Annotated in this window: 13 protein-coding genes and 1 tRNA gene; 8 read left to right on the top strand and 6 right to left on the bottom strand. The window is 73.4% G+C overall.

The window, feature by feature from the left end:
- The first annotated feature begins 1 nt into the window (after position 1).
- The 3 genes from ACSTA4_RS09225 to ACSTA4_RS09215 all read left to right on the top strand — a co-directional run bounded on the left by ACSTA4_RS09225 (position 2) and on the right by ACSTA4_RS09215 (position 2579).
- Positions 2 to 199: a ferredoxin gene (locus ACSTA4_RS09225; RefSeq protein ID WP_358415839.1), complete on the top strand. Its 198-nt coding sequence runs from the start codon at positions 2 to 4 to the stop codon at positions 197 to 199.
- A gap of 141 nt (positions 200 to 340) precedes the next feature.
- The gene (locus ACSTA4_RS09220; protein WP_444963166.1) at positions 341 to 1663 is read left to right on the top strand and encodes a salicylate synthase; all 1323 of its coding nucleotides are present in this window, start codon (positions 341 to 343) and stop codon (positions 1661 to 1663) included.
- 58 nt (positions 1664 to 1721) lie between these two features.
- Positions 1722 to 2579, top strand: coding sequence for an SAM-dependent methyltransferase (locus tag ACSTA4_RS09215; RefSeq protein WP_444963165.1), 858 nt, complete (start codon positions 1722 to 1724; stop codon positions 2577 to 2579).
- 79 nt (positions 2580 to 2658) lie between these two features.
- Here the strand turns inward: ACSTA4_RS09215 and ACSTA4_RS09210 are convergent, their stop codons facing one another.
- The 4 genes from ACSTA4_RS09210 to ACSTA4_RS09195 are packed head-to-tail and all read right to left on the bottom strand — an operon-like array spanning position 2659 to position 7412.
- Complete coding sequence (locus ACSTA4_RS09210; RefSeq protein WP_444963164.1) at positions 2659 to 4062, bottom strand: ABC transporter ATP-binding protein; 1404 nt, start codon at positions 4060 to 4062, stop codon at positions 2659 to 2661.
- On the bottom strand, positions 4055 to 4906 hold the full coding sequence (locus ACSTA4_RS09205; RefSeq protein WP_444963163.1) for an ABC transporter permease: 852 nt from the start codon (positions 4904 to 4906) through the stop codon (positions 4055 to 4057). Before ACSTA4_RS09205 ends, ACSTA4_RS09210 begins: the two co-directional genes overlap by 8 nt.
- Positions 4903 to 5901, bottom strand: coding sequence for an ABC transporter permease (locus ACSTA4_RS09200; RefSeq protein ID WP_444963162.1), 999 nt, complete (start codon positions 5899 to 5901; stop codon positions 4903 to 4905). The genes ACSTA4_RS09205 and ACSTA4_RS09200 overlap by 4 nt, the downstream gene beginning before the upstream one ends.
- Complete coding sequence (locus tag ACSTA4_RS09195) at positions 5901 to 7412, bottom strand: ABC transporter substrate-binding protein (protein ID WP_444963161.1); 1512 nt, start codon at positions 7410 to 7412, stop codon at positions 5901 to 5903. The genes ACSTA4_RS09200 and ACSTA4_RS09195 overlap by 1 nt, the downstream gene beginning before the upstream one ends.
- A gap of 761 nt (positions 7413 to 8173) precedes the next feature.
- On the opposite strand from ACSTA4_RS09195, the gene ACSTA4_RS09190 reads away from it, so the two are divergent.
- Both ACSTA4_RS09190 and ACSTA4_RS09185 read left to right on the top strand, forming a co-directional pair.
- Positions 8174 to 8440 (top strand): hypothetical protein, encoded by a 267-nt coding sequence (locus tag ACSTA4_RS09190; RefSeq protein WP_444963160.1) that lies wholly within the window; start codon positions 8174 to 8176, stop codon positions 8438 to 8440.
- A gap of 241 nt (positions 8441 to 8681) precedes the next feature.
- Positions 8682 to 9116 (top strand): hypothetical protein, encoded by a 435-nt coding sequence (locus ACSTA4_RS09185; protein WP_444963159.1) that lies wholly within the window; start codon positions 8682 to 8684, stop codon positions 9114 to 9116.
- A 225-nt stretch (positions 9117 to 9341) separates the two neighbouring features.
- Here ACSTA4_RS09185 and ACSTA4_RS09180 read toward each other — a convergent pair.
- A tRNA-Pro gene (locus ACSTA4_RS09180) sits at positions 9342 to 9415 on the bottom strand.
- Between the two features lie 166 nt (positions 9416 to 9581).
- Here ACSTA4_RS09180 and ACSTA4_RS09175 point away from each other — a divergent pair.
- Positions 9582 to 10514: a helix-turn-helix domain-containing protein gene (locus ACSTA4_RS09175; RefSeq protein WP_444963158.1), complete on the top strand. Its 933-nt coding sequence runs from the start codon at positions 9582 to 9584 to the stop codon at positions 10512 to 10514.
- Positions 10511 to 11050, top strand: a complete 540-nt coding sequence (locus tag ACSTA4_RS09170) for a dihydrofolate reductase family protein (RefSeq protein ID WP_444963157.1) — start codon at positions 10511 to 10513, stop codon at positions 11048 to 11050. Before ACSTA4_RS09175 ends, ACSTA4_RS09170 begins: the two co-directional genes overlap by 4 nt.
- A 50-nt stretch (positions 11051 to 11100) precedes the next feature.
- Here ACSTA4_RS09170 and ACSTA4_RS09165 read toward each other — a convergent pair whose 3' ends face one another.
- Positions 11101 to 11598: a DUF523 domain-containing protein gene (locus ACSTA4_RS09165; protein ID WP_444963156.1), complete on the bottom strand. Its 498-nt coding sequence runs from the start codon at positions 11596 to 11598 to the stop codon at positions 11101 to 11103.
- Between the two features lie 120 nt (positions 11599 to 11718).
- Between ACSTA4_RS09165 and ACSTA4_RS09160 the strand changes: the two genes are divergently transcribed.
- Positions 11719 to 13164, top strand: coding sequence for an MFS transporter (locus ACSTA4_RS09160; protein WP_444963155.1), 1446 nt, complete (start codon positions 11719 to 11721; stop codon positions 13162 to 13164).
- Positions 13165 to 13276: the final 112 nt, after the last annotated feature.

Genomic DNA, 13276 nt, shown 5'->3' with positions numbered 1-13276 from the left:
CGTGCGAATCACCGTCTACCCCGAGGTCTGCATCGGCGCTGGCCAGTGCGTCATCGCCGCCGACCGAGTATTCGACCAGGGCGAGGAGGACGGGCTCGTGCGCCTGCGCACCGACCGGCCGGGCCCCCGCGATGCCGCGCACGTGCGCAACGCGGTCGACCGCTGCCCTTCCGGCGCGATCGAGCTCACCTCGGACTGAAACCCCGGACGCGCTCCCCCCGCTCCCCCGTCCGACGAGGAGGCGGGCGTCCTCGCTGGCCTCGACACAAGACCGGAGAAGAATGTTGACCACGGGTACACCAGACGCGGCCCACGGGCCGTCCCGGGCGAGGAGACGGCCGTGAGCAGTCGTGAAACCGAACAGGTCGAAGGGCCGCTCGACCCCGTCGCGGCCGCCGCCCGGCTCGCGGGCTCGGGGCTCTTCCCCGAGTACGTCCTCTACGAACGCGAGGGGGTCTGGCTCTTCGGCGGCGGTGCGCGGTGGGGGATCGACCTCGACAGCGACCGGGTCACGGTCCGCGGCGCCGACGGGACCGCCGACTCCCGCGACTACACCGGCAGCCCGGCCGACGCCTTGGACGCGGCCCTGGCCGGGCTGCCCGACCCGGCCTGGCGGGCCTACGGCTGGGTGGGGTTCGACTTCGCGCTCCGGTTACGCGGGGCCCACCTGTCCGCCCCGAAGAGGTCCGCGCGGCTCGCCCGCCTCATCGTGCCCCAGACCGAGGTCCGCATCACCGCTGACGGGGCCCGGATCAGCGGGGGCGGAGCGCAGATGCGCGGGAAGGTGCTCTCCGTGCTGCGCGAGCAGGTCGCCGAACCGGCGCGGAACCGCGTCACGGTCGATTCACGGGCCGGCTCCCCGGCCTACCGCGCGCTCGTGGGCGAGGCCCTGGGCGAGATCGGACGCGGCGACTACCACAAGGTGATCCTGTCCCGGAAGGTCGAGCTGCCCTCGCCCGTGGACGTCCCCGCCACCTACGCGGTCGGCCGCGGGGCCAACACCCCGGCGCGGTCGTTCCTGCTGGATCTGGACGGGCTCCGCAGCGCGGGTTTCAGCCCCGAACTGGTCGTCACGGTCGGACCCGACCGCGAGGTCCTGACCAACCCGCTCGCGGGCACCCGGGCGGCGGGGCGCGGAGAGGCGGCGGACAGCGCCGCCCGCGCCGAACTGGAGGCCAACCCCAAGGAGATCCACGAGCACGCCATATCGGTTCGCGAGGCCGTCGCGGAGATGCGCTCGGTGTGCGTGCCGGACTCCGTCGCGGTGTCGGAGTTCATGGGCGTCTCCGTCCGCGGCAGCGTCCAGCACCTGGCGTCCAGCGTCCGGGGGCGCCTGCACGAGGACGCCACCCCCTGGCACGCCTTCGAGGCCCTGTTCCCGGCGATCACCGCGTCGGGGATCCCCAAGTCCCAGGCGATCGAGGCGATCACCCGTCTGGAGGAGGAGCGCGGACTGTACTCCGGGGCCGTGGTGACCGCCACATCCAGCGGTGAACTCGACGCCGCGCTGGTCCTGCGCGCGGTCTACGAGGAACAGGGCCGGGCCTGGCTCCGGGCCGGTGCCGGGATCGTGGAGGGCTCCCGCCCCGAACGCGAGTTCGAGGAGACCAGCGAGAAACTGGCCAGCGTACTGCCGCACGTCGTGCCCGCCTCACGGCCGTGACCGTGCCGACCGACAAGCGCGACCGTCCCCCATCCGAGACAGCCGAGGTGGCCATGCCATGACAGACATCCAACAGAACGGACTGATCCCCTACCTGCTCGCCAACCGGGCCTTCGTCGCCCCGGCCGTCGAACAGGCGGTCGGGGCGATGGACCTGTCCGGACGCACGCGCCTGCTCGACGCGGGCACCGGCGCCGGAGGCGGGCTGGTGGCGCTGGCCCGGGCGGCCGGCCCGCGGGCCCGGGTCCTGGCCGTCGACCGCAACCCCGACGTGCTGGACCTCGCCCGGGAGCACGCGCGGTCCGAGGGGGTGTCGGACAGGGTCGAGGTGCGCGCCGCCGACCTGGTCGACGTGCTCGACGAGGCCGCTGGATCCGGCGACGGGTTCGACGCGATCTGGGCCTCGGACGTGGTCTGGCCCGGCAACTTCGACGACCCCGGGGACCTGGTCGCACGCGCCGCGCGCGCCCTGCGCCCCGGCGGCCTGCTGGGGCTGTTCACCAGCAACTACTACCAGGCCATGTTCCTGCCCGGCCACTCACGGCTGGAGCGGGCGGCGCGCACCGCGTCCGAACTCAACTGGGGGCTCCCCTCCGGAGGGCCCGCCCACTATGAGCGCCACACCGCCTGGATGGCCGCCGCGGGGCTGCTCGACGTGCGTGTGCACGTCTTCCCCAGGGTGGGTTCGCCGGTCGACGCCGACCCGACCGTGCGCCCCTACCTGGAGAACGTCGTCTGGCCGGAGATGCGGGAGTCGGTGCTCAAGCGCGGCACCGACGCGGGTCTGAGCGGTGAGGAGGTGGCCGGAGTCGAGCGGCTCCTGACCCCGGGCCATCCGGACTACGTGCTCGACGCCCCGGGCTACTACATGGTCCATCCGACCATGCTCGCCCTCGGGCGACGGCCCTCGGACTGAGCCCCCGGTCGCACGGCTCCGGAGCGCCGACCGTCTCGGACGCCGCCCGCGCAGGGCGCGAACGCCGCCGCAGGCTGCACTACGGCCCCGGTACCAGACCGCGGCGCTCCGGGTCCAACGTCAGCACCCGGTTCGCACGGTCGGCGACACGCCGGTCGTGGGTCACCATGACGACGGCCAGGCCCTCCTCGGCCCGAAGGGTGTCCAGGAGGTCCAGGACCGTGCGTGCGCTCGCGGCGTCCAGAGCGGAGGACACCTCGTCGGCCAGCAGCACCCGGGGCCGCGCGGCCAGGGCGCGGGCGACGGCCACGCGCTGGCGCTGGCCGCCGGAGAGGCGGCCCGGCAGCGCGCGTGCGGTGTCCGCCGGCAGACCGACCCGTTCCAGGAGCTCGGGGACCTCGGCCGCGGCCCGGCCGCGGGTCAGCCCGCGGAGCACCATGGCCGGGCGTGCGAGTGCCGTGGCGACCCGCTGAGCCGGGTTCAGGGTTCCGGCCGGGTCCTGGGCGATCAGCTGGACGGCTCGCAGCGTTTCCCCGGCACGGTCGGTGTGCCTGGCGGGCAGGGGCCGACCGTCGAGTGAGAACGAACCCGCTGCGGGAGGATGGAGCCCCGCCAGGCTTCTGAGCAGCGTGGACTTACCGCATCCGGAGGGCCCCAGGACGGCGACCGCCTCCCCGGGGGCGACGGTCAGGTCCACCCCGTCGAGCAGTTCCCGGCCGCCCGGAGCCGTGAGACGGACCCCCCGCAGGCCGAGGACCGCAACACCGCCCGGGTCCCGGGGGCCCGTGGTCGTGGCGCCGACCCCGCGAACCGGTTCGGGCTCACCGATGTCGAGACGGACGTCGGCCACGCGGTCGGCGAAACCCCGGTCGTGGGTGATCACGACGGTGCTCCTTCCGGGGCGCCCCCGCCGCTGTCCGAGGGCGTCGAGCACGAGTTCCACCGTGGCGGGGTCCAAACCGCTCGTGGGCTCGTCGAGCACGAGGAGCCCGGGATCGGCGACGACCGCCCGTGCCAGGGCCACACGCTGGGCCTGGCCTCCGGAGAGTTCGTGCGGGCGACGACGCCACAGGGCGTCGGCGTCCAGCCCCAGCGAGGTGAGCACCGCGCGGACGGCCTCGGCGTTCGCGCGCCGGAGACCGCCCGGCAGGGCTTCGGCGACCAGGGCGCAGACCGGGCGCAGGGGGTGCAGGTCCGAGGCGGGGTCCTGTCCGAGCACGCCGGTGCTGGCCCGGCGCCACCGGCGCGCCGCACGCCCCGCGGGCACCGGCGCTCCCTGCCAGCGCACCCGCCCGGCCCGGCGCACCAGGCCGGGCGGCAGCGCGTCCAGCGCGGCCAGGACGGCGCTGGTCTTGCCGCTCCCGGACGCGCCCATGACCGCGAGCACCGCGCCGTCCGGCGCCCGCAGGTCCAACGGGCCCACCACACGGGCGCCGTGTTCGTCCTCGACCAGCAGCGCCTGCGCGCACAGTCCCTCAGCCATCCGTGGGCTCCTTCGGTGCGGGTGCGCTGTCACGGACCCGGCTCGTGCGGTCGTCGGAGAGGTACAGCTGGGCCAGGAGGGCGAGCAGGACGGTGGTGACGCCCAGTGCCGCGGCCGGCGCACCGACGGCCCAGGGGTTGATCGCCACGCCGGGCATGTTCTCCCTGAGCATGAGGGACCAGTCGGGGGCAGGCGGTTCGGCGCCCATTCCCAGGACGCTCAGGGCGGCGGCGACCTGGAGCGCGACCACCAGGCGCAGCCCCAGGTCGGCGGTGACCACCCCCCGCATGGCGGGGAGGACCTCCCTCGCCAGGATCGAGGCGGTCGTCTCGCCGCGCAGGAGTGCGGCCTCGACGTACCCGGAGGTGCGGACGGCACGGACCGCGTCCCTGACCACGCGCAGGGTGAGCGGGGCTCCTCCGCACACCGTCGCGAGGACCACCGCCGTGTGCCCGGGCAGGGCGATCGCCGCCACCAGGGCCAGCAGCAGGGAGGGCAGGGCGAGCAGCAGGTCGGCCGCCGCCGTGAGGGCCCGCGAGGCCGGTCCGCCGAACCACCCGGCGGCCAGGCCTCCGACGGTCCCGACCGCACAGGCGCACACGGCGGCCGTCACGGAGACACCGAGCAGGCCCCCTCCGCCGACCAGGACACGGGACCACACGTCACGGCCCAGGGCGTCGGTTCCCAGGAGGTGGCCGGGTGCGGGTTCCTGCCAGGGCGCCCCCACCGGGGACGTGGGGCTGTGCGGCGCCCACCAACCGCCGAACAGGGCCGCGGCCAGGACCGCGGCCGACAGCAGGGGGACAGCCGCGGAGGCGAGGGGCAGAAGGGGACGGCGGTTCACGGCGAGCGCCTCCGGCGGGGTTCGGTCAGGGCGGCGACCAGGTCTGCGACCAGCAGTCCGGCCAGCACGACCGCGGCGGCGACCACGGCGGTGGCCTGGACGACGGGCAGGTCCCGTGAGGCGATCGAGGAGACCAGCAGGGACCCGACGCCCGGATAGCCGAAGAGTGTCTCCACCAGTGCCGCGGCGGCGATCAGCCCCCCTGCGGACACCGCCATGACCCGGGTGAAGGGGGCCAGGAGAAAGGGGAGGACGTCGGTCGCCGCGATCCGCCACGGGGGGACGCCCCGCCGGCGGGCGTCAGCCACGTGGGGCAGGCGCACGGTGTCGGCCACCGCGCCCGTCAGCAGGCTCGCGCCGTAGAACGCTGTGGGCAGCGCCAGGGCCGCCACGGGGAGGAACAGCAGTTCCGGGTGGTGCCAGGGCGCGGCTCCGGGCGGGAGCAGGGAAACCGGGGGCACCAGACCCAGCACTCCGGAGAACACGGTGACCAGCACCGCGGCCGTGACAGCCGTGGGCACGGCCGCGCCTCCGGTGAGGACGGCCGTGGACGCCCGGCGGGCCAGCCTGCTTCCCCCCGCCCACCAGGCCAGGGCCAGGGACGCGGGGGCCGCCACCGCCAACGCCGACCCGACGACCGCGAAGGTGGCCGGCAGCCGCTGGGCGAGGGCGTCGGCGACGGGGCGGCCGTTGACCAGGGACGTGCCGAGGTCACCGGTGAGCAGGGATCCGGCCCAGTCGAGATAGCGCCGCCAGGGCGCGGCGTCCAGGCCCAGCTCCTCCCGCAGCTCCCGCACCTGCGCCTCGTCGGCCCCGGGCGAGGCACGCAGGTCCACGGCGTCTCCCGGCAGGAACTCGGTGGCCGTGAACACCGCCACCGACACCAGGGCCAGCAGGAACACCGCCCGCACGACGGCGAACGGGAGCGAGACCCCCGCGGCCGCCCCCGGGACGCGGGGGCGGCCGGCCGCGGGGGCGGCCTCGGGGCCGGACATCAGCCGGCGACCTCGACCCGCTCGACGAACAGGCGGTGGAAACCGGGACCGGTGGGCAGACCGCTCACACCGGGGCCCGTCAGGTCGATACCGTCTCCCGTACCCCAGACCACGTACCCGCCGTCGTCGGCGACGCGCTCCTGCAGGTCGGCGAGCATCGCGTGGCGGTCCTCCTCGTCCGCGGTGGCCAGTGCCTCGGTGAAGTCGGCGTCCCACTCGGGAACGTTCCAGGCGGTCTCGTTGACGGGGCCGTCGGAGAGCAGGGACATACGCGCGAAGTCCACGAACCCGTTCCCGCCCAGGCTGTTGAGGTAGAAGGGTTCGACGTTCCACACCTCGGTCCAGTAGGTGTCGGGCGCGCCCACCTCGATCTCGACGTCGATGCCCGCCTCGGCGAGTTGTTCGGCGGCCAGGGCCGCGGTCTCCTCCATGCCCGGGTAGGAGTTGGTGGCGTACAGGGTGAGTTCGACACCGTCCGCGTGCCCGGCTTCCTCCAGCAGTTCCCGGGCCCGGTCCAGGTCCCGCTCGACCGGTTCGAGGTCGGGGGCGAAGGGCGCGTCGGGGTTCAGGACGTCGGTGCCGGGCTCCCCGTAACCGAGGAAGACCGTCTCGACGAGTTGCTCACGGTCCAGGGAGAGCTTGACGGCCTCACGCACACCCGGGTCGTCGAAGGGCTCGGTCTCCAGGTCCATGACCAGCGGGTAGTTCACCCCGGCGGGCCTGGTGACCACCTGGACCGCGTCGGACTCCTCGTACTGCTGTGCGCTGACGGGCGCCACGCTGCCCGCGACGTCCGCCTGCCCCGAGGCCACCGCCTCGGCGCGCGCGGCGGGGTCGGGCATGGCGGTGATCTGGAGGGTCTCGTAGTCGGCGGCCCCGCCCCACCAGTCGTCGTTGCGCTTCAGGACCGCGGTGGTGTCGTCGTGCTCCTCCAGCTGGAACGGTCCGGAGCCGGCCACGGGTTCGGTGATGTCGTCGCTGCCGTCGGGGACGACGAAGGTCAGGGAGGCGAGGGCGCTGCCGACCTCGGCATAGGGCTGGTGGGTGGCCAGTTCCAGGGTGTGCTCGTCCACCACGGAGGAGGACTCCAGGTCGAACACCGCCAGGCGTCCGTTGTTCTCGGCGCCCTTGCTCTGGATCCGCTTCAGCGAGAACAGGACGTCGTCGGCGGTGACGGGCTGGCCGTCGGAGAAGACGGCGTCATCGCGCAGGCTGACGGTCCACAGGTCGAGGGCTTCTCCGGCCGGCTCCCAGGACTGAGCCAGGCGCGGCTGGACCGCACCCTCCTCATCGGTCACTGTCAGCACGTCGTAGAGCATGGCGAACCGCATGTAGTCGGCCTCGTTGCTGACGCGGCCGTGCGGGTCGTGGGTGGTGGCCGCCGGAGCTCCGACCGCGGCGTAACGCAGGGTGGCGCCGTCAGCGGAGGCCTGTTCGGCTTCGCCGCCGCCGCAGGCGGTGGCCGCCAGGAGCACCGCGAAGGTGACCGCGGGCAGGAGTCGTCGTCTCATCGTTCGGCCTTTCTCGGGGGCGGGGCCGCGGGAGAAACGGCCCCGGGAGGTGTCTGCGACCGGGGGTCGGGTCCCCGGCGTCCCGGTCGAACGGGTCGGGTCGGCGCGGAGGGCAGCGATTCGTTCGTAGAGGGCCCCCAAGGCGGCCTCGGCCTCCAGCCCGGCCTCCTTCGACACTGAGCTGCACACCCCTGCGGTCGCACCGGACAGGATATTCAGTAATGAAAACCGTTTTCATTGCCGGTATGTCCATGTATAGCACCTTTAATCCCACGGATGCGACCCCGGCTCCTGAGGCCCTGGGAGAACCGGCGCCACGGACCGGCCGCGCGGCCCCGGGAAGTCCGGCTCACCGGGCAGGTGGACGCCCTCGGCACAGGGCACACGGGGTGGCCCGAGAGCGGAACGACACCGGTGACGGGAGCCCGCGCAGCGCGTGTGGAGCGAGGTGTCCCAAGGAGCCAGCCCCACCGGCTTGACCGAACCCGTAGACACCCCGGTGGTGACAGCGTTCAATGGAGGCCATGACGCGTAGAACGCCATCCGCCCCCGTCGTCGCCGCTGTCGTCGCCGTCGTGCTCGCCGCTCTCACGTCGTGTTCCGCCGATCCCTCGGAGGAGTCCCACGCTGAAGGCCGCCCCAGTGGATCCGACGCCGAGGCGTCGGCGTCGAACCCCGGTCCGACCGCCACGGAGACGGACACACCGACCGGGCCGTGCGCTGACGGGACGTGTGAGATCGAGGTCGCCGTGGGGGACGTCGTGACAGTGCCGGAAGACTACGGCCTCGGGCCGATCGAGGTGACGGCGATCACCGACGGCGAGGTCGAGATGGCCGCACCGCTGACAGGGTCGGGCTACAGCATCGCGGGCTGCTCCGGTGGCGGCGGCGTGACCTCGGGGGGCGGCGGCGGTGTCGGGTTCACCTGCGGTGAGGGGACCGCCGCGACCATCAACGACGCCATGGCCCTGGAGGTCGTCGAGACCCTCGACACCAGTGCCGTCCTTCGCATCGAACCCGTCGGCTGACATACGGCTCGCTCCGTACGAGGGTGCTGGGCCCCGGGGCCCTGTTCTCGCAGCAGGAGCCCAGTCCCACCGGTCGGGCTCGGTCCACCAGCCCGTGACCGGCCACAGCCCGCCGGGATCGGCCGCCGTCGAAGGTGTTCCCCGCAGCGGTCGAGATCCGCTCTCACCACTGCCCGACAAAACCAGACCGGTTATGTTGAGGCCGCACGCATCACCGTATGTTGTGGAAAGGCTACCGAAGATGACTGCAGTGGTGAGCCGGGTGGTACTCGGGGTCTGTGCGGTGCTCGCCGTTGTCGGCGGGGCGGCGCTCGTGGTGATGGTCGTCGTCTACTTCGGCGCCGATCAGTACGTGCCGGAGCTGACGGAGTTCGGCGGGTGGGGGATCATCGCCGGGATGTGCGCTCTCGCGGTCTACGCGGGAGGCGCCTTTCGTGCGCCCCTCGGCCTGCGCATCGGTGCTGGGCTCGGCCTCGCGGGCGTCGCGTACATGGTCAGCATGATCATCGCGTTCCTCGTCTCGCTGACGGCGGACCCAGGAGGCCAGCGAGGCAACCTGGAGGACGGCACAGCCGGATTCATCTGGCTCCTCGCGGGCGTGTACTTCGCCTGGCGCGCAACCACCGGCCAGTGGCCGGTGGCACAGCAGCCGGTGAGCGAGGAAGAACGCTGGTAGCCCTGGGGCGCCTGGTCCGGCCACGCGACCTCTCCGCCCCGAGGTGCGTGCCGGGGCGCCGGGTCCGGACACCTGCGGCAACGGCGGGCGCCCGGCCGGACTGCGGGGGCAACGACGTGGGCTGACCGCCCGCATGCCCCGGTCACAGCCCCACTTCCACCCCACCGGAGACGCAGAAAGAGGCCCACCTGATGGTGGACCCCTCGCTGACCTGCTACTTCTCTGTCGGGACGGCGGGATTTGAACCCACGACCCCTTGACCCCCAGTCAAGTGCGCTGCCAAACTGCGCTACGTCCCGTTCGTCGAGCGGTCACCGTTTCCGGCCCCGCCGACGCAGAAGACTCTACCGCATCCGCCGGGGCGCTCGCACCGGAGACGGAGTCCGCCGACCCCGGGCCGCGCGGCGGCACGGGTGGGCAAGATCGGTCAGGCGCCCGGGCGCCGCCGGTGAACATACTGGTGCCATGACCGAGCCCACCCCGGGCCGGGACCGCCTGCGCGAACTGCTCGACGCGGTCCTGGACGAGGAGAACACCCGCCTCACCGACATGGCGGACCACGCCTTCGCCTCACCGTTCCACTTCACCCGCAGACTCACCCGCGACACCGGGGAGTCACCGGTCGCGCTGCGCCGCCGGGTGCTCCTGGAACGCGCGGCCTGGCAGATCAGCCAGGGCAGCAGCGTGACCGACGCCGCGTTCGCCGCCGGATACGAGTCGGTCGAGGGGTTCACGCGCGCCTTCGGACGCGCCTTCGGGCACCCGCCCAGCGCCACCACGCCCGGCAGCGGCACATGGCTGTCCGCGCCCAACGGCATCCACTTCCATCCGCCGATCCACCTGTGGATCGAGGACAGACCCAAGGAGCGGACCGGCATGGACCTGACCACCCTCCAGGTCCACCACGACGTGGACGACACCGCCCACCTGATCCGCCTCGCCGGGCGGCTGCCCGAGGAGGCCTACCGGCGGGTGCGGTCCCCCGGACAGACCGTCCTGGAGTGGGACGGACCGGAGGAGTCCGTGGCCGCCGTGCTCGACCACCTGGTCCGGACCAAGGAGATGTGGCTCGCCTCGATCGACGGCGCCGACCTGCCCGAGCGGGGCGCGGACGACCTGGAGACGCTGGCGGAGCGGCACACGCGTTCGGGGGCGCGCTGGGTCGCCGCGGTCGACGACATCGGGCGGCGGGGCGCCTGGGGCGACCGGCTGATCGACGCCCTGTGCGACCCGCCCGAGAGCTTCGTGCTGGGCAGCGTCGTCGCGCACGTGCTCACCTTCTCCGCCCACCGCAGGCAGCTCGTGCGCCACATGCTGCGCGCGGAGGGCATGAAGGTGGACCACGGCGACCCCATCGAATGGCTTCAGGACCGACACCACGACGGAGGTACACGATGAGCAGGACGATCTACAACACCGCGACGAGCCTGGACGGCTTCATCGCCACCGAGGACCACTCCCTGGAGTGGCTGTTCGCCGCCGACGGGGGCGATGCCCTGAACGAGACGGAGGCCTTCGTCCGCGAGGCGGGCGCGATCGTGTCCGGCGCGGGCACCTACGAGTGGATCCTGAAGCACGAGGGCGGCGACCCCTGGCCCTACCAGGCCCCCACCTGGGTGCTCACCCACCGGGACCTGCCCAAGGTCGAGGGCGACGTCCGCTTCGCCAGCGCCGACACCGACCAGGAACTGCGCGACCTGCACGCGGAGATGGTCGAGGCGGCCGGCGGGCGCGACGTGTGGCTGGTCGGCGGCGGGCGGATCGCCGCGGACCTGGCCCGGCTCGGCCTTCTGGACGAGGTGTTCGTATCGGTCGCGCCGGTCACCCTGGGCGCGGGTTCACCCCTGCTGGCCGGGCGCGTGGACCTGAGGGTGCTGGACGTGCACCGCGCCGGTGACTTCGCGTGCATGCGCTACGAGGTCGTCCGTCCCTGATCCGGGGGTTCCGGGGCCCGCCGCCACCGGCCGGGTCCCGGCGCCGACCCTCAGACGCCCTCCAGCTCGCGCAGGCGCGCGGCGGCCCCGGCGATCTCGTCCTCGGTGAACACCGCGACGCCACCGTCCGCGAGCAGCCGCGCGGTGACCCCCTCCCCGGGCACCCTGTTCCCGCCGAAGGCGCCGTCGTAGACCCGGTGCACCCCGCAGGAGGGGCTCGACTCCTTGAGCACCGCCACCGCCACGCCGTGCGCGCGGGCGGTGGCCAGCGCCGCCCGGGCGCCGTCCACGAAGTGCGCGGTCACGTCCCGCCCCTCGGGAGTGAGGATGCGCGCGCGGCCCGCGAGCACGTCGGCGGCGGTCGCGCCGGGCTCGATCTCGGCGGGCGGCCGGGGCACCGGGAGGCCGCCCGCGACCTCAGGGCAGTGCACCACCAGGCGGCCCTCCGCTCGCCAGCGGGCGACCACGTCGTCCTCCACCGGTTTGGCGCGCCCGTCGTAGCGCACCCGGCGTCCCATCAGACACGCGCTGACCAGCACCCTGCGCATGGACTCCCCCTCTCGGCCGCCACCACGCTACCGGGGCGGCGACACGGGCAGAGCCCGCACTCTCGTCACCCAGGGTGATTAAGTGGGTACAACAGGACCGCGGGGCAGCGAGGGGGAGACTTGAACGAGCCGCAGCCGCAGGGGCGGACGGCCCTGGCCACGGACCGCAGGGCGACGCGCAAGGCCGTGGTGGCCGCGGCGATCGGCAACGCGACCGAGTGGTACGACTTCGGCGTCTACAGCTACCTGGCCGTCACGATCGGCCTGGTGTTCTACCCGGAGCAGACCCAGGGCACCCAGCTCATCGCCACCTTCACCACCTTCGCCGCCGCCTTCCTGGTGCGGCCCCTGGGCGGGCTGTTCTTCGGCCCCCTCGGCGACCGGATCGGCCGAAAGCGCGTCCTGGCCTTCACGATGCTGCTCATGGCGGTGAGCACGTTCTCGATCGGGCTCATCCCCTCGGCCGCGAGCATCGGCTTCGCCGCGCCCGTGCTGCTGCTGGTCGCGCGGATGCTCCAGGGCTTCTCCACCGGCGGCGAGTACGGCGGCGCCACGACCTTCATCGCCGAGTACGCGCCCGACCGGCGGCGGGGCTTCCTGACCTCCTGGCTGGAGTTCGGCACGGTCAGCGGCTACGTCGGCGGCGCCACCGTCGTCACGGTGATGACCCTCCTGCTCGGTTCGGACACCATGCAGGACTGGGGGTGGCGCGTCCCCTTCCTGATCGCGCTGCCGCTGGGCGCCGTCGGCCTGTACCTGCGGGTGAAACTGGAGGACACCCCGGTCTTCGAGCAGAACACCGAGGGCTTCGCCAAGGACTCCCACGGAGGGCACCGCGAGGGACAGCTGCGGGCGACGGTCGTGGACCAGTGGCGCCACATCCTGCTGTGCGTGGGCCTGGTGATGGTCTTCAACGTCAACAACTACGTCCTGACCGCGTACATGCCCACCTACCTGGAGGCGGAGCTGGGGTACGGCCCCACCACGGCCCTGGTGCTGACGCTGGCGGCGATGGTGCTGATGCTGTTCGCGGTGACCGGGTTCGGGCACCTGAGCGACCGTGTGGGGCGCAGGCCCGTGCTGCTCTCGGGCAGCCTGTTCTCGATCGTGCTCGCCCTGCCCGCGTTCTGGCTGCTGCAACAGGGCGGCCTGTGGACGGTGGCCCTGGGCATGGTGGTGCTGGCGGTGACCCTGGTGCACTTCTCCGGCGGCGCGCCCGCAGCGCTCCCGGCGTTCTTCCCCACCAGCGTCCGCTACGGCGCGCTGGCCATCAGCTTCAACGTGTCGGTGGCGCTGTTCGGCGGCACCACCCCGCTGATCGCCGAGGCGCTGGTACAGGCCACCGGAAACCTGTACGCACCGGCGTGGCTGGTGATGGTCGCGGGTGTGGTGGGTCTGGTGGTGGTGTGGCGGATGAAGGAGAGCGCGAACCGCCCGCTGCCCGGCGCCCCCGCGATCCCGGTCCCCGGGGAGGAGACGGACCGACCGCCCCGCGCCCGCGAGGGGGGATCGACGGGGAGCCACCCGCCGCAGGGCAACGTCCGCCGCCTGCGCGGGGAGGCCTGACCCGCTCGGGGAACGCTGCCCGCGCGCGAGGCGGCCACGGCACCGTGCGCCCGGGTACACGCGGAGTGGCCCCCCGAGTTCCGCGGAACCGGGAGTACGCCCCGGCTCAGGG

Source organism: Nocardiopsis sp. M1B1 (assembly GCF_052466615.1).
The sequence above is the reverse complement of the archived record's forward strand: the minus strand, read 5'-3'. Positions and strand labels throughout refer to the sequence as shown.